Source organism: Flagellimonas sp. L-11, assembly GCF_056857735.1.
The window spans coordinates 109,688-129,705 of sequence record NZ_JBSXNR010000068.1; the positions used below are offsets into that span (position 1 = coordinate 109,688).

The window sequence follows — 20,018 nt, forward strand, 5'->3', positions numbered from 1 at the left end:
GTACTTCGTTTAAGTCAGCATAAACTCCATCAGGAATCTTTTTAAGGTTTTTTTTGATTTCGCATTGTACTTCGACTACGCTCAGCATCCGGGCGGAATGACAGTTCTTTTATCGCCTGTGCCAACACATTTTCCACTGTTGGTTTGTTGGCTACAATGATATGGTTTGAGTGTTTTTGGGCTTCAGCAGCAGTTGTTTCTCCAATACAGAACAAAGTGCTGTTTCCAATACTGTTTTCCAAAAGATAACTTCTAATCCCACTGGGACTAAAGAACAGAATGCCATCAAAATCCCTTTGAAATGCCTTTGGGTTTAGATGGGTATGATACAGCTCCACTTCTTTATACTGAACGTTATTTTTTGTGAGCATATCAGGAAGTTCATCTCTCCTTTTGTTGCCACAAAGGAATACAAATGTCTCATTTTGATATCGCTCTACAATATTTTTGGCCAATGCTGATGCATATTCGGCCATTTCAGCAATTTTCAGCCCATTTTCTACCAAAAGAGACGTTGTCTTTTCACCAACACAAAAGGCATTGAACTTGGATTTGTTCAAATGTTCAACTTGCCTTAAAAAGGCATTTACGGCATTCTTGCTCGTGAAAATGTAGTTAACGTAGTCCAAGGGAATTTTCACCTCTAAAAATTCAATTTTCAGGGCATCGTACTCCACCAATCCCAAACCGGAATTTAGAAAGAGCTCCTTTTGTGAAGGGGTCAGTATTTTAGTGGAGAGCACTGTTTTCATTTCTGATTTCCTGCATCAACTTATCGCCTCCTTTTTGCAAAACCTCTTCTGCAGAAATTTTCCCAAGGTCTTTGGCTTCGGACAGTCTTACTTCTTTTTTGATGTCGATTTTCTGTTTTCCGTCCAACGAGAAAACAACCCCTTCAAAATAAACCGTTTGATCTTTTATTTGGGCCAACGCACCAATTGGGGCGGTACACCCCCCTTCCAAAGTGCGTAAAAAATCACGTTCGATGGTAGTGGCGGTTTGCGAACTTGGGTGATTGAGTTTTACCAATGCTTCTTTGGTAAAGTCATCTTCTTCTTTGGCCACGACCAGCATGGCCCCTTGCGCTGGAGCGGGAACCATCCAATCCAGATACAGGGCATCTTTGGGCAACAATTTGATCCGCTGCAACCCTGCTTGGGCAAAAATGGCCCCTTGCCAATCGTTTTCGATTAATTTGAGCAGTCGGGTATTCACATTTCCCCTTAAATCGACCACTTTGTGGTTGGGATATTTGTTCAGCCATTGCGCTTTTCTTCGCAAACTACCCGTGGCAATGGTGGCGGGTTGGTCAGCATTTAAAAAAGCCAAACTTTTATGGACCAAAACATCATGGCTAACGGCCCGTTCCAAAACGGCAACCTGTACTATTCCTTTAGGGAGTTGCGTGGGCACATCCTTCATGGAGTGGACAGCAATATCAATTTGGTCTTTTAGTAAAGCAACATCCAAGGTTTTGGTAAAAATTCCCGTCACACCAAGTTCGTACAAGGGTTTGTCCAACACTTGGTCACCTATGGATTTAGTGGGGACCAAAATGGTGTCATACCCCAGTCCCTCCAGCTTTTGTTGCACGGTGGTAGCTTGCCACAGCGCGAGTTCGCTGTCGCGGGTTCCAATTCGGATGATTTTGCTCATTTGGAATGTAGTTCTAGCTGAAAAACTTTTTGTATAAGCTCCAGACTGTCTTCGGTATCTACCTCGTTGCTCTTTAGGTGGTTGGCAAACTGCTTGGTGATTTTTTGGATGATCCGGTCCGAGATGATTTCCGCTTGTATTTGGTCGAATCCCTCAATTTTCTTGGTCTGAAAATCGATTTCCTCGGTCTTCATGGTGTTCAGTTTGTCCTTAAGGGCATTGATCACCGGGGCAAACTTTCGGGTCTCCAACCATTTCAAGAAATCCTTTTTCACCCTTTCTATGATTGCTTCCGCTTTGGGGACATATTCCTTTCTTTTGGACAAGGTCTCGTCCGTGATTTGTGAAAGTTGGTCCAAATGCACCAAGGTCACATTGTCCAATTCCTTCACATCGTCCGACACGTTTTTGGGAACGGATAAATCCAAGACCAACAACGGTTTTTTGGTATAGATCAAGGCCTTGGAAACCGTGGGCAACTGCGCTCCGGTAGCCACTACAAGAATATCGGCCTTTCTAATCTCGGTTTGCAGGTCGCCATAGTCCTTTACGGTCAATTGGAACTTGCCCGCAATGTCCTCTGCTTTTTCCCTGGTCCTGTTGATCAAGGTGATGTGGGAATTGTCGGAGTGCTTCACCAGATTCTCGCAAGTGTTCCTTCCAATTTTTCCCGTTCCGAACAATAATATATTCTTGTTGGAAATATCATCAACATTGTCCAGAATATATTTTACCGAAGCAAATGCCACCGATGTGGCGCCAGATGATAGTTCCGTTTCGTTTTTGATGCGTTTGCTGGCCTGAATCACAGCATTGCATAAACGCTCCAAGAACGGATTGGCCATCTCAAGCTTTTTGGATCGATAAAACCCTTGCTTAATTTGGCTAATGATTTCAAAATCCCCCAAAATCTGACTATCAAGACCGGTACCTACTTTAAACATGTGCGAAATGGCATCATGGTTTTTGTACACATAGGCTACTTCTTGAAATTCTTCGACGGTACCATTGGTTTGGTCGCAAAGTAGTTTGATCAATTGATAGGGATGCTGTGCAAAACCGTAAAGCTCGGTTCTATTGCAGGTGGAAATGGCCAAAAGACCATCAATGCCGATTTCCTTGGCCTTGCCCAAGATATGGTCAATGGCGGGAACATCCAGACTGAACTTTCCTCTCACCTCTGCATCCGCCTTCTTATAGCTCAACCCAATGGCGTAGAAGGAATTATGTTTTGAAATATGGTAGTTCCTCATAAAGGATATAAATCGCAGGACAAAAATAATAGGGTTGTAGGCCAAAAAATAACGCTAGCGGAACTATAAATAACCGTCGCTGTAATTTTATGTTATTTTTTTGATGAAAATGATGGAAAGCATTGTTATTATTGATAAATTTGATGGTAATAAACACAATTTAGAGCGATTCTAAATTAAGTAAAAAGCAATACCGGATTGAAAACAAATATGAAAAATATCGCTAGAGGTTCGTATGACGAAATTTTGGTCGAGGACGGGATTTACATACTCAAGATCCAAAACGATGCCCAAGAACCAAAGCTTATTGAACGGGATATCGACAGTTCGTACATACAATTCCACTTTTGTTTAAAGGGGAGGTCAAAATTTAATTTTAACGAGGGCAACTATTATTTGGAGGTGAACGAGGAAAACTCCTTGCTCCTATACAATACCCAAAAGAATCTGCCTTTGGACCTGATTGTTTCGCCTGGTTCTTGGTTGCTTTCCGTTGTGATGACCATTAGAAAATTTCACTCCTTGTTTTCGGACGAAGCGGATTACATTCCTTTTTTAAGTGATGATAACAAGGAAAAGAAATATTATTCCCAAGAAATAGTGTCACCTGCAACCGCGGTTGTATTGAGTCAGTTGATGAATTTCAACCTTCACCCATCCATCAAAAAATTGTACTTGAAAGGCAAGGTATACGAATTGATTTCCCTGTATTTCAACAAAACCGAAGATGCAGATTTGGAACAATGCCCTTATTTGGCCGATGAGGACAATGTGCGCCGGATTCGGATGGCCAAGGAAATCATGATTTCCCGAATGGCAGAGCCACCCACTTTGGCCGAACTTTCCCAAGAAGTTGGGTTGGGCCTCAAAAAGTTGAAAGAGGGGTTCAAACAGATTTACGGCGATTCCGTTTTTGGCTTCTTGTTCGATTATAAAATGGAATATGCCCGAAAAATGTTGGAAACGGGCAAACACAATGTGAACGAAGTAGGATTGAAAGTGGGGTACAGTACCGCCAGTCATTTTATTGCTTCCTTTAAAAAGAAGTTCGGCACTACACCAAAAAAATACTTAACTTCAAACGTCTAAAACTATGACTATGAGATTTACCGTCCTGTTACTAACCTTTTGTTTTGTAGTTTGTGCTTGTGCCCAAGAGGAACCCGCAAAAGAAAACGAAGATGTAAAAATGCCGGAATTGGTGATGGTATTTACCAAAACCGAAGGCTGGAGACATAAATCCATTGAAAAAGGAGTGCAAACCCTTAGGGAACTTGGCAGGCAGAATGGCTTTGTTGCCTTGCAAACCGAGTCAGGTGAAGACTTTACATCCCAAAACCTTCAAAACTATAAATTGGTGGTTTTTTTGAATACAACCTTGGATGTGTTGAACGATGCACAGCAACGTGCATTTGAATCGTACATCAAAGGAGGGGGTTCGTTCCTAGGTGTCCATGCAGCCGCCGATACCGAATACGATTGGCCTTGGTACGGGAAACTGGTTGGCGGTTATTTTGTGAGCCATCCCAACGATCCCAATGTCCGAAAAGCAACCATTGATGTGGTAAGCAAAGCCCATCCATCAACAGCGCACTTACCAGATTCGTGGATAAGAACGGATGAGTGGTATAACTTCAAAAACCTGGGTTCCAGTACCACGGTTTTGCTCAATTTGGATGAGAGTACCTACGAAGGCGGAACCAACGGCTCCAATCATCCTATTGCGTGGTATCACGAATTTGACGGGGGAAGAGCTTTTTACACAGGCGGAGGGCATACCGAAGACTCTTATGACGAGCCCATGTTCCGAAATCATTTGCTGGGGGCCATTGAATGGTGCCTAAAGCGAAAGTAAAGTGGGCCTGGCCACAATAATACCAATATTGCTTTTGATGTTTTTGAGATAATCCGCCAAGGGCAAATCGGAGATTTCCACTTCGCCATTTTTACTGGAGGCATGCAATAAATGCAACCTTCCATCAGGTTGATGGATGGCAATTCCAGTGTGGGTCACATCCAACCCTTTTATAGAGGTGGCCAAGGCAAGAATATCACCTGATTTGATAAGATGTTCCCTGCTTTCAATTTGGTCTTGTGGCAAGTAGCAAAGCGCTTCTTTGGCAATTTCTTTTTCTACTGCCAACATCGCTTCAAAATTCTCGTCGCTGGCCAAAAAAGGATACAAGTTTCGGTGGGTACCCATAAAATTAATGGGTTTTTCTAGCTCAACACCATCCAATTCGGCAGTTATGTCCTTGACCAATCCTTTTTTCTCGTTGTTACGAATCCATTCCGTAAAATAATGTAAGCGAGAAGGATACCCATCCAACTTCCCATTTCTATACCGAACGGTCTCCAAGTTTTGAGTGAAGCTTTCAAAGTCTTTCTGTTGGTTTTGAAGCATCAAGCTCAAGGCCAGCACATTTTCCACAAAGGTGGTACAGTCCAGCCCTCCAAAATTCACGACCAGTGTTTCGGTATCACCAACTTCAAGGGTTTTTTCCACATAGGGCGTTCCCAAAAAAGATTGGCCCACCAAGGCTATGGTATCGCCTAGGTTGGAGGCTTTTGTTTGCTCTAAATCATTGATTTTGGTTTTAAAAAGGGATTTGTCCCCAGGCGAGCAAGTGATTTGTTGTGCATTGGCATGGATCGCCAAAATCAAAAGGGCAATTAAGGTTCTATTTCTCATTAAAATCGTTTTTATGTTCAACGGATAATCGGGTGGTCCTTGCAATACTTTCAGGATAATTTTCCTGCAAATATACAATGAGCTTTTCTCTTACATGTACGCGCAAATCCCAAGCGGTGGGCGAATCCTTGGCGCTTACCAAGCTTCTTATCTCCACGTAATTGGGCTTGGTGTCGGTAACCTGAACCACATCCACTTTGCCGTTCCAGAGGTCGGTATTTTTTAATATACGGGTTTGTTCTTCCCTAATTTTATCAAACGGAACATTATAATCCACATATAAAAATATGGTTCCCATAAGTTCCGATGAGGTCTTGGTCCAGTTTTGAAAGGGTTGGTTTATAAAGTAAGGCGTAGGAACAATCAAACGTCTTTTATCCCAAATACCCACTACCACATAGGTGAGCGTAATTTCTTCGATTCTGCCCCATTCACCTTCCACAATAACCACATCGTCCAATTTTATGGGTTGGGCAATGGCGATTTGGATTCCCGCCAAAATAGTTCCGATAAATTGCTGAGCCGAAAACCCGATAATGATTCCCGCAACCCCCGCTGAGGCAAAAATACTGATGCCCACTTCTCGGATTTCTTCAAAACTCATCAGCATAAAGCCAATTCCCAGTAGAACTATTATGAAAATAAAAATGCGCTCCAAAATGGTAAACTGGGTATACACTTTTCGAGCCTTGAGGTTGTCGGCAGCACCAACATCGTAATGCTGGATAACAGTCTTTTTTATAATTTTAATTAGTGCTATCATAACCCAGGCCATGGCGAAGATAAAGAGGACGGTACTCGCTTTTTTAAACCAGTATTCGGCATCTTCAAGGCCGAAAATGTCTCGCAGGGCCTTCATTCGGAGTAGTACGGAGGTAAAAATTAAAATTAAGGGAAACGCCAACCGTTTAAAGGCACTTTTGGGCAGCAAGTATTTTGGATTTTTCCCCAAGCGTTTTAGTATAATAGAAGTACCCCAATAAAGGATAACGAGCACAAGCAGGGCCACGCCCAAATAAATGAGGGATTCTTTGGAAACATTGTCGTAAAAAGACTCCATATCTCAAAAATAAGACAGAAAAGGTCAAGCAGGTAAGAATGCTTGAACAAAATCGAAAAACATTATTTCATCATAAGAAAGTATTTTGATGAGGAAAAGGCGATGTCCACTTCGTGTTGTATTTTAGCGGACTAAATAGAAAAGCCGTGAAAAAAGGAGTTTTATTGGTCAATTTGGGATCGCCAGATAGCCCAACCGCCAAAGATGTTAAACCGTATTTGGATGAGTTTTTGATGGACGAGCGTGTTATTGATGTGAACCCCGTGCTCAGAAATATTATAGTTCGAGGGATTATCTTGAACACCCGCCCCAGAAAATCTGCAGAAGCCTATTCCAAAATTTGGTGGGATGAGGGTTCTCCATTGATTGTTATTTCCGAAAGATTCGCGGAAAAAGTGCAAAAACATACCGAGCTTCCCGTGGCCCTGGGCATGCGATATGGTTCGAACACCATAAAAGAAGGATTGCAGGAGTTGAAGGACAAAGGGGTCGATGAGGTTTTATTGGTGCCCTTGTACCCCCACTATGCCATGTCATCCTACGAAACGGTGGTGGTAAAGGCATTGGAAGTGCAACAGCAGGATTTTCCAGAAATGTACCTGACCACTTTACCGGCTTTTTACAGTAATCCGGATTACATCAAAATATTATCAAAAAGCATAGCCGAAGGCCTAAAGGGTTTTGATTATGACCATATCCTTTTCTCCTACCACGGTATTCCAGAAAGACATGTTAGAAAATCAGACCCGACCAAGTTCCACTGTCAACTAAATGGCAAGTGTTGCAAGACCAACTCTGTTGCTCACCATACCTGTTACAGGCACCAGTGTTACGATACCACCGAATTGGTAAAAAAACAATTGGGCTTGCCAGAAGATAAGGTGAGTACCTCTTTCCAATCCAGATTGGGCAGCGACCCATGGTTGCAACCCTTTACCGACAAAGAATTTGAACGATTTGGTGAAGCAGGTGTTAAAAACTTGGCCGTCATTACCCCGGCATTTGTTAGCGATTGCCTGGAGACCTTGGAAGAAATTGCCATGGAAGGAAAGGAGCAGTTCCAAGAAGCCGGAGGAGGTGATTACATCCACGTTCCGTGTTTGAACGATCGTGACGATTGGGCCGAACTCATGGCAAAATGGATCAATACTTGGGCCGATAAAGCCATTTTGCCCGAATATCATATCCGATAATTCCATTTCAATGCAACAAACAACCGTGGCATGGCCAAAATAACCTCAGATGAACTTGGGCAGGAACCTATAGGAAAATTACTGGTCAAACAGGCCGTTCCTGCTTCCATTGGTATTTTGGTAATGTCCCTGAACGTGCTGGTGGATTCCATTTTTGTGGGAAACTGGATAGGATCCATAGCCATTGCAGCCATAAATGTGGTGTTGCCCGTATCTTTTTTTATCGCCGCCTTGGGTATGGCCATTGGTATTGGCGGATCTAGCATTATATCGAGGGCCCTGGGTGCCAATAATCGGGAAAAGGCCCTTAAAACCTTCGGTAACCAGATTACATTGACTTTATTGGTTACCATTACCATGGTGGCTTTGGGACTTTACTATGTGGATAACCTAATTCCAGCCTTTGGCGGTAAAGGCTCCATTTTTGAACCTGCCAAGATTTATTATACCATCATTTTGTACGGAGTTCCCTTTTTGGCACTCTGTATGATGGGCAACTCCGTAATCCGTGCCGAAGGGAAACCGCGTTTTGCGATGATTGCCATGATTATACCTTCCGTGGGCAACTTGCTCATGGACTACATTTTTATTTATGTTTTTGATTGGGGCATGCACGGAGCCGCTTGGGCCACCACGATAGGCTATTTGCTTTGTTTCCTTTATGTGTTTTATTTTTTTCTATCAGACAATTCGGAATTGAAGATCGATATCTCCCATTTCGGGTTGGATCGTCCGATCTTGCGTGAAATAGGTTCTTTGGGTTTTGTTACCTTGGCCCGTCAGGCCGTAACCAGCATTGTGTATTTGTTGATGAACAATATATTGTTCAATCTAGGTGGGGAGGCCATGGTGGCGGTCTATGCGATTATCGCCCGAATGCTCATGTTTGCCCTGTTCCCCGTGTTCGGGGTAACACAGGGCTTTTTGCCCATCGCAGGCTATAATTATGGTGCGGTTAAGTACGATCGGGTAAAGGAATCTATATATACGGCCATTAAATATGCAGCCTTGGTCGCAACCTTGGTTTTTGTGGTACTCATGGTTTTCCCTTCGGAAATCGCATCCTTGTTTTTGAGCAATAGGCCCGAACTGTCCGCAAAAGAAATAGCGACCAACAATTTTGTACTGCAACATACGCCCTTGGCCATGCGTTTGGTTTTTGCAGCTACGCCCATCATTGCCATACAATTGATCGGGGCGGCCTATTTTCAGGCCATAGGAAAAGCCATTCCAGCCCTGTTGTTGACCTTGACCCGTCAAGGATTCTTTTTTATCCCCTTGATTTTGGTGCTGCCCAATTTTATGGGCGAAATAGGGGTGTGGCTATCTTTCTGTATTGCCGATGTGCTTTCGACCGTGGTCACAGGTGTTTTTCTAAGTAAAGAAATCAAATCCGAACTTTCCTAAATACTGTTTCTTTGATTTAGAATGTTTAATTTGGGTGGCCTAACTAAACATCCATGAAAAAATATATTCTAGCGGGCATAGCTGCTGTTTTGGCAATCGCCTGCGCTGAAAAACCTGAAAAAAAACCTATGTACACCCTATTTGTTGGAACTTATACCGATGGTGATAGCGAGGGCATCTACACCTACACTTTTGACGCAAATACAGGAGAACTGTCCAACCAACAATTGGCGGCCAAACTGACAAACCCATCTTATTTGGCCATTTCTGATGATAAAAAGAATCTGTATGCCGTTCAGGAAACGGCAGATTTTGATAGTTTGGGCGGCGGTGTTACTGCCTTTAGTTTAAACAAGGACGTTTTGAGGCTTCAAAATAGTATGGGAACCCAAGGCGCGCATCCTTGCCATGTTTCCCTTTCAGGGGATGGATATTTGGCCGTTGCCAACTATACTGGGGGCAATGTCTCGATATTTTCTTTAAATGACGATGGCTCTCTGGCGAATAATCCACAGATCATTGATCATAAATCGTTGGATTCCGTAAAAACATCCCATGCGCACATGGCCAAGTTCAATGCCGGTGGCCTTATGGTGACCGATTTGGGATTGGATGCCGTTAAACGGTATAATAAAAAAGGGGATGGGTTTGTGCCAGCGGAACAAAATTCCTTACCGTTTAAAGATGGGGCGGGCCCACGCCACTTTACCTTTGGCAATAATGGTCAGCTGCTGTACGTCATCAATGAATTGAACAGTACCATTTCCGTTTTTGAAAAAGCTGGGAACGGAAATTATAAAGAAGTCCAGGTGATCTCTACTTTGGATGCCGATTTTGATGGAGAGAGCTTTTGTGCCGATATTCATTTATCACCGGACGGAAAGTTCTTGTATGGCTCCAACCGAGGAGAAAACACCATCGTAATTTTTGAAGTTGATAAAGACTCCGGTCAATTGGAATTGGTGGGGCGGGAATCGGTACATGGTGATTGGCCGCGAAATTTTTCCATGGACCCAACGGGTGAATTTTTACTGGTGGCCAACAAAAAAACGAGCAACATTGCCATATTCAAAAGAGATGCTGAAAATGGTACCTTGACATTTTTAAACGAAGTAAAACACCCTAATCCGGTTTGTTTAGTGTTCTTGGATTAGAAGTCTTTTAGAACATAAAAAGGGCTGTCCAAAGTGTCGATTTTCACCGACCTGAACTTGATTCAGGTTCCCATAGCGATTTGCTTATCAGAATGACGCGCTTCAATACTTTTTGGACAGCCCTTCTGTAAATTCCTATTGGACTGGATTTACTTACATTTCAGGAGTGCTGCCCACTTTTTTTAACTGGTCGGCCTTCTCCTTTAGAATTTGTTTTCCTTTTTGAATGGAAACCTCGAGTTCGTTCAGCTTTTCTTCCACCCGCTTTAGCTTTTCTTCCTTTTTAGCGATTATCTCATCGTCCTCTCCGCTGTTTTTGGCTTCCTCAACACGTTTTTTGGCATCGGCCAAGGCTCTTCTGCCTTTTCTTAAGGTTTCTTCGTCTTGTTTCAATGCTTCCTCGGATTCCTTGAGTTTTTCTTTGGCCTGCGATGCGCGATATTGTCCGAACTCTTTGCCGGACATATCTCCTTTTTCCCTACCATAGGAATTACCCTTGGACAATTCCTCTTGGGCCTCATTTTCCGTTTCTTTAGCGGTTCGTTCGGCCTTTTCTTTGCCCTTGCCCTTGGCATTCTCCTTTTTTTCTTGGGCTTCTTCAGAAGTTTCCTTTACTTCGTCTTCTACTTCTTTCGATTTTTCCCTGACTTCCTTGGCTTTTTGTTTTCCCTGCCCTTTTTCTTGGGATTTCCCTTGGGCATTGGCCAAGTTTAGGGCTGCAATGGAAAACAAAACAATCAATAAAATTCGTTTCATGTGACTTTGGGTTTTTTAGATTAGATACTATCGAGTTCTTGGATCATTTGCTCGACTTCCGATGCTTTTTGGTCCACATCGTTTACGGTTGAATCCACTGTCTGTTCCACAGATTCAATCTGTTCCAGTTTTTGATTCAGTTCCTTTTCCTCTTTTTCGGTGTCCCTGCAAGACAAAGACAGCAGAGCGACAAAAATGCCGAGCACTGCAAATTTTTGGTAGGTCATAACTTATCTATTTACAGGTATATACGTGCAAAAACTGGGGAATGGATGTTATGGTGTACTTTACCGTCGATGAGGTTCCATATTGGGAGGTGGATGCTATCCTTAAGGTAAAGGTCAAAATGTCGTTTCATTGCATAGAACTTGTCCTCCCCAAATTCTCGAACACCGTGATCTGCCCCTTCAAAAGGAATAAATCTTGTTGGGTGTTTTGTTTGTACTTGTACAATTTACTTACCAAGTTTAGGGATTCTTCAGGCCAAACCCGCCAATGAGCACCGCCGTGCATGATTAGAAGCTTCTTCATTACTACATATTATTTCTTTGATAGGAAGACAATCACCCCAATGACCACAAGTGCCGCTAGAATCGTAAAGAAGATTTTCCAAAAACTATAAGGTCGAGTGCCCGATATTTGTCCATTTTCCCCATTGATGAAAAAGTTGTACTCTTTTCCATTGTACCGATACGCGCTAACGTAAACAGGCAACAAAATATGTTTAAAGGTCTCTTCGGACAGTTTCATATCCATAGAAAGCACACGTTGGGTATCGCCACCAATATCACGCCTGCACCAAGAATCTGCAATGTCCTTTGCCACCTCTTTGGAATGCAAATGGCCATCTTTTAAAGGGATGGTATATTTTTCGGTAACAAATCCGGATAAAAATCCACTGTTGAACGGTTGAAGCTTTTTCAAATCCCAAAAGGCAATTTTACTTGGAATCCTTCCGGTCTTTTGGTGCGAAGCTTTGATCAAGGTATCGTCCACAAATCCCGAAACTTCCCCCGATGCAGGGTACCATCTGGTTTTCCTGACCCTTTGGGTCACCATTTTGCCATTGGCATTGCGCACCCTTCGTGTCTCGTAATAATATTCGCCCCGCTGACCAGTATAGGAAGCATGGAGTTGCGCATCAAAAGTCCAGTACGGTAAGTAGAGTCCTTTGGTGAACTGGGGGTCCAGCGTAGCCTTTTTTAAATTGTTCGGCGCAAACCACAAGCGCTTTGCCCAGTTTTTGAAAATGGCAAAGGATTGTTTTTTATCAATTTGAAAAGGTAAAACGGCACCGGGCAAAATCCAGTTTTCGTTGTAGGCATCTTCTATGATCAAGGGTTGGCCGCAATACACGCAATGGAGTGATTTATAATTTTCCTCCACATGTTGGTCGGCTCCACAGTTTTTGCAATGCAGCATGGAAATTTCCTCGCTGTGCCTTAATGCCCCCATTTCTTGTAGGTAGGGTTGCAGCTCTAACTCTTCAAAACCGCTTTCTTTTATGGAGATGTTCTCCTTATGACCGCAGTATTCACAACTAATGCTGGTGGTGCCAGGTTTGTATTTTAGCTCTGCCCCACAATTGACACAGGCTTTTTTGAGTTCGGTCTTTTGGATTTTTTGTTCTTCCATATCTTCTTTCCCGCAAAAACGGGAATCAATAGAAATTAAAATGTACTGTTAAACTATCTTTACAAGAGGTTAGGATTATATTGATCTTTAAAAATGGATGAACACAAAAGCGAAAGAGCCAGATTGTTTATTGTCGTTGGTCCAAAAACAGCTCGAAATATCCGTCCCTTTCCGCAGATGCCTAAAGATTGAACGGTTCATCGGGCCAAAAGGCTGACTTAGAATTGATGATCCACGGGCATTTAAAAACTATATATGCATAAAATTATAGGAATCGGCATTGGCAAGCAAACTTTTGATGTTTATTTTAAGAAAGAAAACAAGATGTTCCTTGGTGTTTGCTTAATTGAACCATCAACCTTTAAAAAGCCGATCAAAGGTTTTCCATTGGCGGGCCGAGCCGTGGTCTATGCCTTTGGTCCATTTTAGGTTCAACGGACAGGTCGATTACCAAGGTAGGCACAGTCTATTTTTAGGGTGCCCATAACCTATAAACCTCAACTGTGCCGATTAATGGGATGCGTCTAGGGCAAGCATTGTTATAAGCAAAAAAAATGGCCCAAAACGGGCCATTTTCAATATAAAAAACTTAATCTATTTCAATTCCCAGCCTTTGCGGTAATCGCGGGTTACCCAGTCGTTGGCCTTCTCGTAATTGGTAATCTCCATGTTGTCGCCATCCCAAAAAAGCTTTCTTCTTCCAGGAGAGTTGTAAGGACTCCAATCGCTCGGAGTTTTCCCTTCTTGCAACTCTTTGTATTGAAAGGCTTTAACGGCCAAGTTGCCCATCAGTACGGTTTCGGTAAGTCTTCCTGCTTTTTCAAAGTTGGAAGAGGTGGGCGTACCGTTTTGGCAACCATCCACAAAATTGGCGAAGTGTCCACTCATTCCACCGGGCACTCTATCGTATTTAGGGGCCGGGGATTTGTACAGGTCCATCATTTCGGACGGCAACAATCTTGCATTTCGGGAATAGGTATCGCATACCAATATGCCTTTTTCACCGTACATAACGGTTCCCCCGCCACCATCACCGATGGTTTCATCATCTTTAAGTTCATCGGGCAAGTTTGGTTTTATACCACCATCATACCAGTTTAAAGCGATATCGCCGTGCTCTTCGTGCTCAAACTTCAAGTGAATTTTGGAAGAAGGGGGACAGGAATGGCTATAATCCGCTTCCACAAAATCATCTACCCAAACTGTGGTGCAACTTGCTTCTGCCTCTTTGGGGTAACCAAGGTCAAGAACGCTAAAAGGTGTTTCCATAATGTGGCATCCCATATCTCCCAAAGCTCCAGTTCCGAAGTCCCAGAAGCCTCTCCATTTAAAGGGAAGGTAAGCATCGTTGTAGTCCCTCATTTTGGCCGGTCCCAACCAAAGGTCCCAATCCAATCCTCTTGGAATACGGTCTTTTTTTGTAGGCAAGGGAACGCCCTGTGGCCACACAGGTCGGTTGGTCCAACAATCTATGGTGTGTACTTTTCCAATAATGCCCGATTCTACCCATTCGCGTGCTATTCGGCTACCATCGCTGGATGCTCCCTGATTTCCCATTTGGGTTACGATACCCTGCTCTTTTGCAACTTGGGTCATTAAACGTGCCTCGTGAATATTGTGGGTCAACGGTTTTTCCACGTAGGCATGTTTTTTTTCACGCATAAAAGGTAAGGAAATGGTGGCGTGTGTATGGTCTGGAGTTGCCACGGCAATGGCATCAATATCGTTTATATGTGCATCAAAAACCTTTCTAAAATCCTTAAAACGCTTTACGTCGGGGAATTGCTCGTAGGTTTGTTGGGCGCGACGGTCATCCACGTCGCAGAACGCCACAAATTTCACCCTTCCGGTGTCGTTTAAGCCATTGATTACGGAATTACCCCTTCCGCCAACACCGAAACCGGCTACATACAGCGTGTCACTTGGGGGAATGTGGGTCCTGCCCATTACATGACTTGGGACAATGGAAAACGCAGCTGAAGCGGCCGCGGTGTTTTTGATGAACTTTCTTCTTTGCATTTTGTTTAGTTTGATTTAAGTGAAATCCCAAGATACAAAAAACTGAAAGAGTAATCCTAGCGATTATTCATCCCCGTTCCACTCTTTGTAAAACTGATGGAGATAGTCCAGCATAAATTGATGGCGTTCCCCAGCCAGTTTTTTTCCGCTTGCCGTGTTCATTTTCTCCTTGAGCAATAATAGCTTTTCGTAAAAATGGTTGATCGTGGGTCCTTTTGATTTTTTGTATTCCTCCTTGGTCATGTTGAGGTTGGGCGGAATCGTGGGGTTGTGAAGTTCCCTGTTTTTAAAACCTCCGTAATTGAAGGCCCTGGCAATCCCAATGGCGCCAATGGCATCCAAACGATCGGCATCCTGCACAATTTGAAGCTCTTTGGATGTAAATTTTTCCGTTTCCGTTTCCAGACTGTTCTTAAAGGACATGTGCTTGATGATGTTCACAACATGATGGATGGTCTCCGCATCAACGGATTTGGATGTAAGAAATGTTTCCGCGGTTTTTGGACCAATGCTTTCATCCCCACCGTGGAATTTTGGATCGGCAATATCATGGAGCAGTGCTGCCAGTTGCACGACCAAAGCATCTGCCTGTTCGTGTTTCAACAGTAATTTTGAGGTGTTGAAAACACGTTCAATATGGAACCAATCGTGTCCTCCTTCGGCATCTTGGAGTTCCTCTTTGACAAAATTGATGGTATCTTGCACCAATGGGTCTTCCTTCATCATTTGGTTTTAACTCCCGATACAATCTGGGTTTCTACTTGGGCGATAAGCTCCTCTGCCTTGCCTTGGTTCGCTATGGGAGGATGTACTTCAAAAGTAACATGGGAACCCAGACCCATCGGAAATTTGCCATAGCGCAACAGTTTCCAAGAGTTGTTTATACTAATGGGTACGATCAAGGCGGAGGGCGCCTTCTTCATCAATACTTTTAAGCCGGTTGTCCTAAAAGGTTTGGGCACTCCGTTTCTACTTCGCGTACCTTCGGGAAAAATCACGGCACTTCGGTTGTTTGTTTCAATATAGTTTCCCAATTTTTGAAGCTCGGCGATGGATTGTTTCGGGTCTTTTCTATCGATTAAAGCGGAACCCCCATGCCTTAAGTTGTAAGATACGCTGGGTATTCCTTTTCCCAATTCAATTTTGCTCACAAATTTGGGGTGGTACTTGCGCATATACCAAATAATAGGGGGTATATCGTACATGCTTTGGTGATTGGTGACTATGATCAGTGGTCGGTCGGTCGGGATGTTTTGTTTGTTACGGAAACTGTATCGTGTCCCTAGCACATTGGTACACCGCATAATGAACCAATTTAATATGGAAACACTTTTTTTGTGTGCATTGTACCCGAACATAGTATGGCAAACCCACTGTAGGGGATGGAAAACAACCAAGACCAGGCCAAAAAGCAGAAAGAAAATAACGGTCAGGGGATACGAAAGCAGTTTTAGCACGTGTACATTTTTATTGGTTGCCGTAAAAATAAAAAAACCACCCTTTAGGGTGGCCATTCCGTATTTTATTTCCTTGATTTTAGCAATGCTCGTTATAGGCTTCCATCAAGTTTTCCGCAATAAGTTCGGCAGGCCTGCCTTCAATGTGGTGCCTTTCTATCATGTGCACCAACTCTCCATTTTTGAACAAGGCCATGCTTGGTGAGGAAGGAGGAAAGGGAACCATGTGGTCTCTGGCCGTTGCAACAGCTTCCATATCCACACCGGCAAAAACGGTAACCAAGTTGTTTGGCGTTTTGCTGTTTTGCAGGCTCAATTTAGCAGCTGGCCTTGCATTGGCCGCGGCACAACCGCAAACCGAATTTACCACTACCAAGGTGGTTCCATCCTTTTTTAAGGCCTCATTTACAGCTTCACTTGTATGTAGTTCTTCGAACCCGGCACTGGCCAAGTCTTCTCGCATAGGTTTAACCAATTCTTCTGGATACATAGGCTTTTTTTTGATTATAGTACAAAGATACGGTATTGTTAGCGTTTTTTCATCACCCTTAACATTGCTTAAAGCTTTGTTTCTCTATCAAACCGTTATCTTTGCCGTTTAAATTTTGAAACATGATCAAGTGGATAGCCGCCTTTATCGGTTATTATTTATTTCGATTTCCGGGTGCGATTTTAGGGTTTATCGTCGGGACCTTTTTGGATAATATGGGAGGTTCTGGAAATAACCCCAGGTCCATATTTGAAAATGTTACCCGGCAATCGGTTTCTCCGGCCGATTTTGAATTGAACCTGCTCTCGCTCTGTTCCATAATTATTAAGGCTGATGGGCAGGTGAACCAAAGGGAGTTGGATTATGTGCGACAGTATTTTTTGAGCACCTATGGCAAGGAAAAAGCGAACGCGATTTTCCGGACGTTTAATGATGTTATAAAAAATCGGGAGATATCCGCACAGCATATCTGTAATTTTATGGTACAGCGCACCCGATACGAGGTACGCTTGCAAATGCTTCACTTTTTATTTGGGATTGCCCAGTCCGATGGACAGGTAAGCAAGGCGGAAATCCAAAAATTACGGGAGATAGCGGGTTATTTTCGAGTGAACCAGCACGATTTTGAAAGTATTATGGCGATGTTCATAAAGTCGACGGACAATTCGTACAAGATTTTGGAAATCGAGAAGACGGCTACCGATGATGAGGTAAAAAAGGCTTACAGGAAAATGGCAAAAAAGTATCATCCCGATCGTGTGGTCACCGAAAATGAAGCCATCCGAAATGGGGCCGAAGAAAAATTTAAAGAGGTCCAAAAAGCTTACGAGACCATTCAAAAGGAAAGAGGACTTTCCTAAGCTATAGCCGATTTATTCTTCTTTCTTCCTTTGCTCTTCTTTTTTAGTTTGTTGATGTAAATGATGGTTCCTGTAATGGGCAAGCTGGTACCGATCAAGCAGGCCAAGAAATACAACCACTTGCTAGGTCCGCCATAGATGGTTCCGGTGTGAATCGGCTTTATGGCCGAAGCAATTTTCACATTGAGCGGTTTGTCGGCATATATTTCTTTGTTGATCATTTCGCCCGATTCATGGATCTGTAGTCTGTCCTGAGCCACGGTTGACCAAGAATTGTCCGCAATCTTACGGAAACCATAGATCGGGTTTTTTTCGTTGGGCAAACTCACCGTTAGTTCACCTTCGTAGTTCAACTCCTTATTGGCAAGGGCAATGGCTTCTTCCAAGTTAATGGATTTGCCGTTGTCCAAACGCTCCAAATCAACTTCTGTGCCCCCGCCACGGTTTCCGAACACCCGTGTCCCCATAACGGCGCTCAATCCATCGCGATACCCCTCAAAGGACCAACACAGCCCGGTAATGCCCATGATCAATATCAAAATGCAGGCATAAAAGCCCAAGGTGTTGTGCAAATCGTGGTTGATGCGCTTCCAATTGGCGCTGGTCTTGATTTTGAAGCCGGCTTTTACGGTTTTCCATTTTACTTTTTTAGGGAACCAAAGTACAATTCCAGATAAGGCCAATATCATAAAAATAATGGTGGCAATGCCCACAATAGGTCTTCCCCATTTAATGTCCATCAATAACCAACGGTGCATTTTAAACATGCTGAACATAAATCTGTCCATCCCCGTTTCTTGTGGCGCCAAAATTTCGGCGGTATAAGGGTTCACTTCATAAGTAGAGCCTCTTCTTTGCTTGGGATCTTCCTTAATGGATAATTTGTAGGGTGAAGTTTCATCAGAAGGTATAGTGATGGTGGTAAGGAGTCCTTTTGATCGGATGTTGGGGTCGTTCACCAAGCTGGAAAGTGATTTTTTTGTCCCCACAGCCACTACTTTCATATCTTTTTTGAACCACTGTTCAATTTCTTTTTCAAAAGTAAGGATGGTACCGCTAAGGCAAACCAAGAAAATAATGATACCGCTCACAAGCCCTAACCAAAGGTGTACATCGTTGATAAAAGCTCGGATTCCGTATGTGTTCTTTTTTCCCATGACCATAAAAAGACCCAACATTGGGTTGGGCCGTGCAAAGTTAATTAAAGTTTTGCGTTGATTTAAAATCAACAAAAAGTGGGTTTTATTGGTTAAATTTGGAGGCAAAAGATCATGCAGGAGTTTCTGTTCTACATAAAATTGGGACTTGACCATGTGTTGGATTTTGGTGCGTACGACCATATCTTGTTTTTATCGGCTTTAGCGGTCCCGTTTACTTTTAAACATTGGAAACGGGTATTGGTTTTGGCCACCATTTTCACCATTGCCCATTGTACCTCTTTGGCTCTATCCGTTTATGAAGTTGCCATTGTGGATGTTGGTCTGATCGAATTCTTGATTCCAGTTACCATTTTGCTTACGGCGCTTTTCAATTTTGCCTATGTCTACAAAGAGGCCTTGGACGTGGGTCTTTTTCTTCACATTTTGGCCACCGCTTTCTTTGGGTTGATCCACGGTTTTGGCTTTTCCAACTATTTTAAGATGTTGATGGCCGAAGAAGAGGATAAGATTACGCCCTTATTGGGTTTTGCCACGGGAATTGAGTTATCTCAAATCATCATCATATTGGTGGTTTTGATTATTGCCCATGTGATTTTGGACTTATTAAAGGTGAAGCGATCCATTTTTATAGCCGTTGCATCCATTTTGATCATTGCCATTACAATACCCTTGCTTATTGCTACGTTCCCCATATAGGGCCTAAGTTAAATTTTATTGAATAAGGTTGTAAGGGTCTGTCAAAGCAGGTATATTTATTTAATTATCAGCGTTTTTTGGATTTATGAAGGCGAGCAAACAAGAAAAATACGATAAAGCCTATTTGCGAATGGCCCAAGAATGGGGCAAACTGTCCTACTGTAAAAGAAAGCAAGTAGGAGCCATAATCGTTAAGGATAGAATGATCATATCCGATGGGTACAACGGAACACCCACGGGATTTGAGAATTTTTGCGAGGACGATGAAGGGTATACCAAATGGTATGTGCTGCACGCCGAAGCCAACGCCATTCTTAAAGTTGCCTCATCCACACAGTCGTGCGAAGGTGCTACGCTCTATATTACCCTATCGCCATGCAGGGAATGTAGTAAGCTCGTGCACCAAGCTGGCATAAAACGTGTGGTATACCAGAATGCATACAAAGACGACTCTGGAATTAAATTTCTGGAAAGGGCAGGAGTTGAAATCGTCCATTTGCCCGTTTTGGAAGAAATGGTTTAAAACCATA

At 43.1% G+C, this 20,018-nt stretch carries 22 protein-coding genes; 9 read left to right on the plus strand and 13 right to left on the minus strand.

Going from position 1 to position 20,018, the window contains the following annotated elements:
- Positions 1–41: 41 nt before the first annotated feature.
- Genes AC13CC_RS12565 through hemA form a run of 3 tightly spaced genes read right to left on the minus strand, consistent with a single transcriptional unit; the run spans position 42 to position 2,909 of the window.
- Positions 42–752, minus strand: coding sequence for a uroporphyrinogen-III synthase (locus tag AC13CC_RS12565; RefSeq protein WP_482878056.1), 711 nt, complete (start codon positions 750–752; stop codon positions 42–44).
- Positions 730–1,656 (minus strand): hydroxymethylbilane synthase, encoded by a 927-nt coding sequence (hemC, locus tag AC13CC_RS12570; RefSeq protein WP_326276775.1) that lies wholly within the window; start codon positions 1,654–1,656, stop codon positions 730–732. Before hemC ends, AC13CC_RS12565 begins: the two co-directional genes overlap by 23 nt.
- On the minus strand, positions 1,653–2,909 hold the full coding sequence (gene hemA, locus AC13CC_RS12575) for a glutamyl-tRNA reductase (protein WP_326276776.1): 1,257 nt from the start codon (positions 2,907–2,909) through the stop codon (positions 1,653–1,655). Before hemA ends, hemC begins: the two co-directional genes overlap by 4 nt.
- 210 nt (positions 2,910–3,119) lie before the next feature.
- On the opposite strand from hemA, the gene AC13CC_RS12580 reads away from it, so the two are divergent.
- Together AC13CC_RS12580 and AC13CC_RS12585 are read left to right on the plus strand one after the other, a co-directional pair.
- Positions 3,120–3,998: a helix-turn-helix domain-containing protein gene (locus tag AC13CC_RS12580; protein ID WP_293166566.1), complete on the plus strand. Its 879-nt coding sequence runs from the start codon at positions 3,120–3,122 to the stop codon at positions 3,996–3,998.
- Positions 3,999–4,008: 10 nt separating this feature from the next.
- A complete protein-coding gene (locus AC13CC_RS12585; RefSeq protein ID WP_482878057.1) occupies positions 4,009–4,764 on the plus strand; it encodes a ThuA domain-containing protein in 756 nt (251 codons plus the stop codon).
- Here the strand turns inward: AC13CC_RS12585 and AC13CC_RS12590 are convergent.
- Both AC13CC_RS12590 and AC13CC_RS12595 read right to left on the minus strand, forming a co-directional pair.
- Positions 4,750–5,601, minus strand: coding sequence for an N-acetylmuramoyl-L-alanine amidase-like domain-containing protein (locus tag AC13CC_RS12590; RefSeq protein WP_482878058.1), 852 nt, complete (start codon positions 5,599–5,601; stop codon positions 4,750–4,752). The two genes, AC13CC_RS12585 and AC13CC_RS12590, sit on opposite strands and share 15 nt — an antisense overlap.
- The gene (locus tag AC13CC_RS12595; RefSeq protein WP_482878059.1) at positions 5,591–6,661 is read right to left on the minus strand and encodes a mechanosensitive ion channel family protein; all 1,071 of its coding nucleotides are present in this window, start codon (positions 6,659–6,661) and stop codon (positions 5,591–5,593) included. Before AC13CC_RS12595 ends, AC13CC_RS12590 begins: the two co-directional genes overlap by 11 nt.
- A gap of 146 nt (positions 6,662–6,807) precedes the next feature.
- Between AC13CC_RS12595 and hemH the strand changes: the two genes are divergently transcribed.
- Genes hemH through AC13CC_RS12610 form a run of 3 tightly spaced genes read left to right on the plus strand, consistent with a single transcriptional unit; the run spans position 6,808 to position 10,415 of the window.
- Positions 6,808–7,854 (plus strand): ferrochelatase, encoded by a 1,047-nt coding sequence (gene hemH / locus AC13CC_RS12600; RefSeq protein WP_482878060.1) that lies wholly within the window; start codon positions 6,808–6,810, stop codon positions 7,852–7,854.
- Between the two features lie 30 nt (positions 7,855–7,884).
- Positions 7,885–9,261, plus strand: a complete 1,377-nt coding sequence (locus AC13CC_RS12605; protein WP_482878061.1) for an MATE family efflux transporter — start codon at positions 7,885–7,887, stop codon at positions 9,259–9,261.
- A gap of 53 nt (positions 9,262–9,314) precedes the next feature.
- Positions 9,315–10,415, plus strand: coding sequence for a lactonase family protein (locus tag AC13CC_RS12610; RefSeq protein WP_482878062.1), 1,101 nt, complete (start codon positions 9,315–9,317; stop codon positions 10,413–10,415).
- Positions 10,416–10,568: 153 nt separating this feature from the next.
- Here AC13CC_RS12610 and AC13CC_RS12615 read toward each other — a convergent pair whose 3' ends face one another.
- The 3 genes from AC13CC_RS12615 to AC13CC_RS12625 form a co-directional block, all read right to left on the minus strand.
- On the minus strand, positions 10,569–11,171 hold the full coding sequence (locus tag AC13CC_RS12615) for a hypothetical protein (RefSeq protein WP_482878063.1): 603 nt from the start codon (positions 11,169–11,171) through the stop codon (positions 10,569–10,571).
- A 20-nt stretch (positions 11,172–11,191) separates the two neighbouring features.
- Positions 11,192–11,398: a hypothetical protein gene (locus tag AC13CC_RS12620; protein ID WP_326276784.1), complete on the minus strand. Its 207-nt coding sequence runs from the start codon at positions 11,396–11,398 to the stop codon at positions 11,192–11,194.
- Positions 11,399–11,711: 313 nt separating this feature from the next.
- Positions 11,712–12,806 carry a TFIIB-type zinc ribbon-containing protein gene (locus AC13CC_RS12625; RefSeq protein WP_482878064.1) on the minus strand — a complete coding sequence of 365 codons (1,095 nt, stop codon included), beginning with the start codon at positions 12,804–12,806 and terminating at the stop codon, positions 11,712–11,714.
- 255 nt (positions 12,807–13,061) lie between these two features.
- Here AC13CC_RS12625 and AC13CC_RS12630 point away from each other — a divergent pair, with 255 nt between their 5' ends.
- A complete protein-coding gene (locus AC13CC_RS12630) occupies positions 13,062–13,235 on the plus strand; it encodes a hypothetical protein (RefSeq protein ID WP_482878065.1) in 174 nt (57 codons plus the stop codon).
- A gap of 165 nt (positions 13,236–13,400) precedes the next feature.
- Here AC13CC_RS12630 and AC13CC_RS12635 read toward each other — a convergent pair whose 3' ends face one another.
- The 4 genes from AC13CC_RS12635 to AC13CC_RS12650 form a co-directional block, all read right to left on the minus strand.
- Entirely contained in the window at positions 13,401–14,825 is a 1,425-nt protein-coding gene (locus AC13CC_RS12635) for a Gfo/Idh/MocA family protein (protein ID WP_326276787.1), read from the minus strand.
- 63 nt (positions 14,826–14,888) lie between these two features.
- Complete coding sequence (locus tag AC13CC_RS12640; RefSeq protein WP_326277119.1) at positions 14,889–15,548, minus strand: HD domain-containing protein; 660 nt, start codon at positions 15,546–15,548, stop codon at positions 14,889–14,891.
- On the minus strand, positions 15,548–16,282 hold the full coding sequence (locus AC13CC_RS12645; protein WP_482878113.1) for a lysophospholipid acyltransferase family protein: 735 nt from the start codon (positions 16,280–16,282) through the stop codon (positions 15,548–15,550). The genes AC13CC_RS12640 and AC13CC_RS12645 overlap by 1 nt, the downstream gene beginning before the upstream one ends.
- 79 nt (positions 16,283–16,361) lie before the next feature.
- Positions 16,362–16,772 (minus strand): BrxA/BrxB family bacilliredoxin, encoded by a 411-nt coding sequence (locus AC13CC_RS12650; protein WP_326276788.1) that lies wholly within the window; start codon positions 16,770–16,772, stop codon positions 16,362–16,364.
- Positions 16,773–16,894: 122 nt separating this feature from the next.
- On the opposite strand from AC13CC_RS12650, the gene AC13CC_RS12655 reads away from it, so the two are divergent.
- On the plus strand, positions 16,895–17,632 hold the full coding sequence (locus AC13CC_RS12655; protein ID WP_326276789.1) for a TerB family tellurite resistance protein: 738 nt from the start codon (positions 16,895–16,897) through the stop codon (positions 17,630–17,632).
- Here AC13CC_RS12655 and AC13CC_RS12660 read toward each other — a convergent pair.
- Positions 17,629–18,789: a PepSY-associated TM helix domain-containing protein gene (locus tag AC13CC_RS12660; RefSeq protein WP_482878274.1), complete on the minus strand. Its 1,161-nt coding sequence runs from the start codon at positions 18,787–18,789 to the stop codon at positions 17,629–17,631. The two genes, AC13CC_RS12655 and AC13CC_RS12660, sit on opposite strands and share 4 nt — an antisense overlap.
- Positions 18,790–18,903: 114 nt before the next feature.
- On the opposite strand from AC13CC_RS12660, the gene AC13CC_RS12665 reads away from it, so the two are divergent.
- A complete protein-coding gene (locus tag AC13CC_RS12665) occupies positions 18,904–19,488 on the plus strand; it encodes a HupE/UreJ family protein (RefSeq protein ID WP_326276791.1) in 585 nt (194 codons plus the stop codon).
- 85 nt (positions 19,489–19,573) lie between these two features.
- Complete coding sequence (locus AC13CC_RS12670; RefSeq protein WP_482878067.1) at positions 19,574–20,011, plus strand: deoxycytidylate deaminase; 438 nt, start codon at positions 19,574–19,576, stop codon at positions 20,009–20,011.
- Positions 20,012–20,018 lie beyond the last annotated feature (7 nt).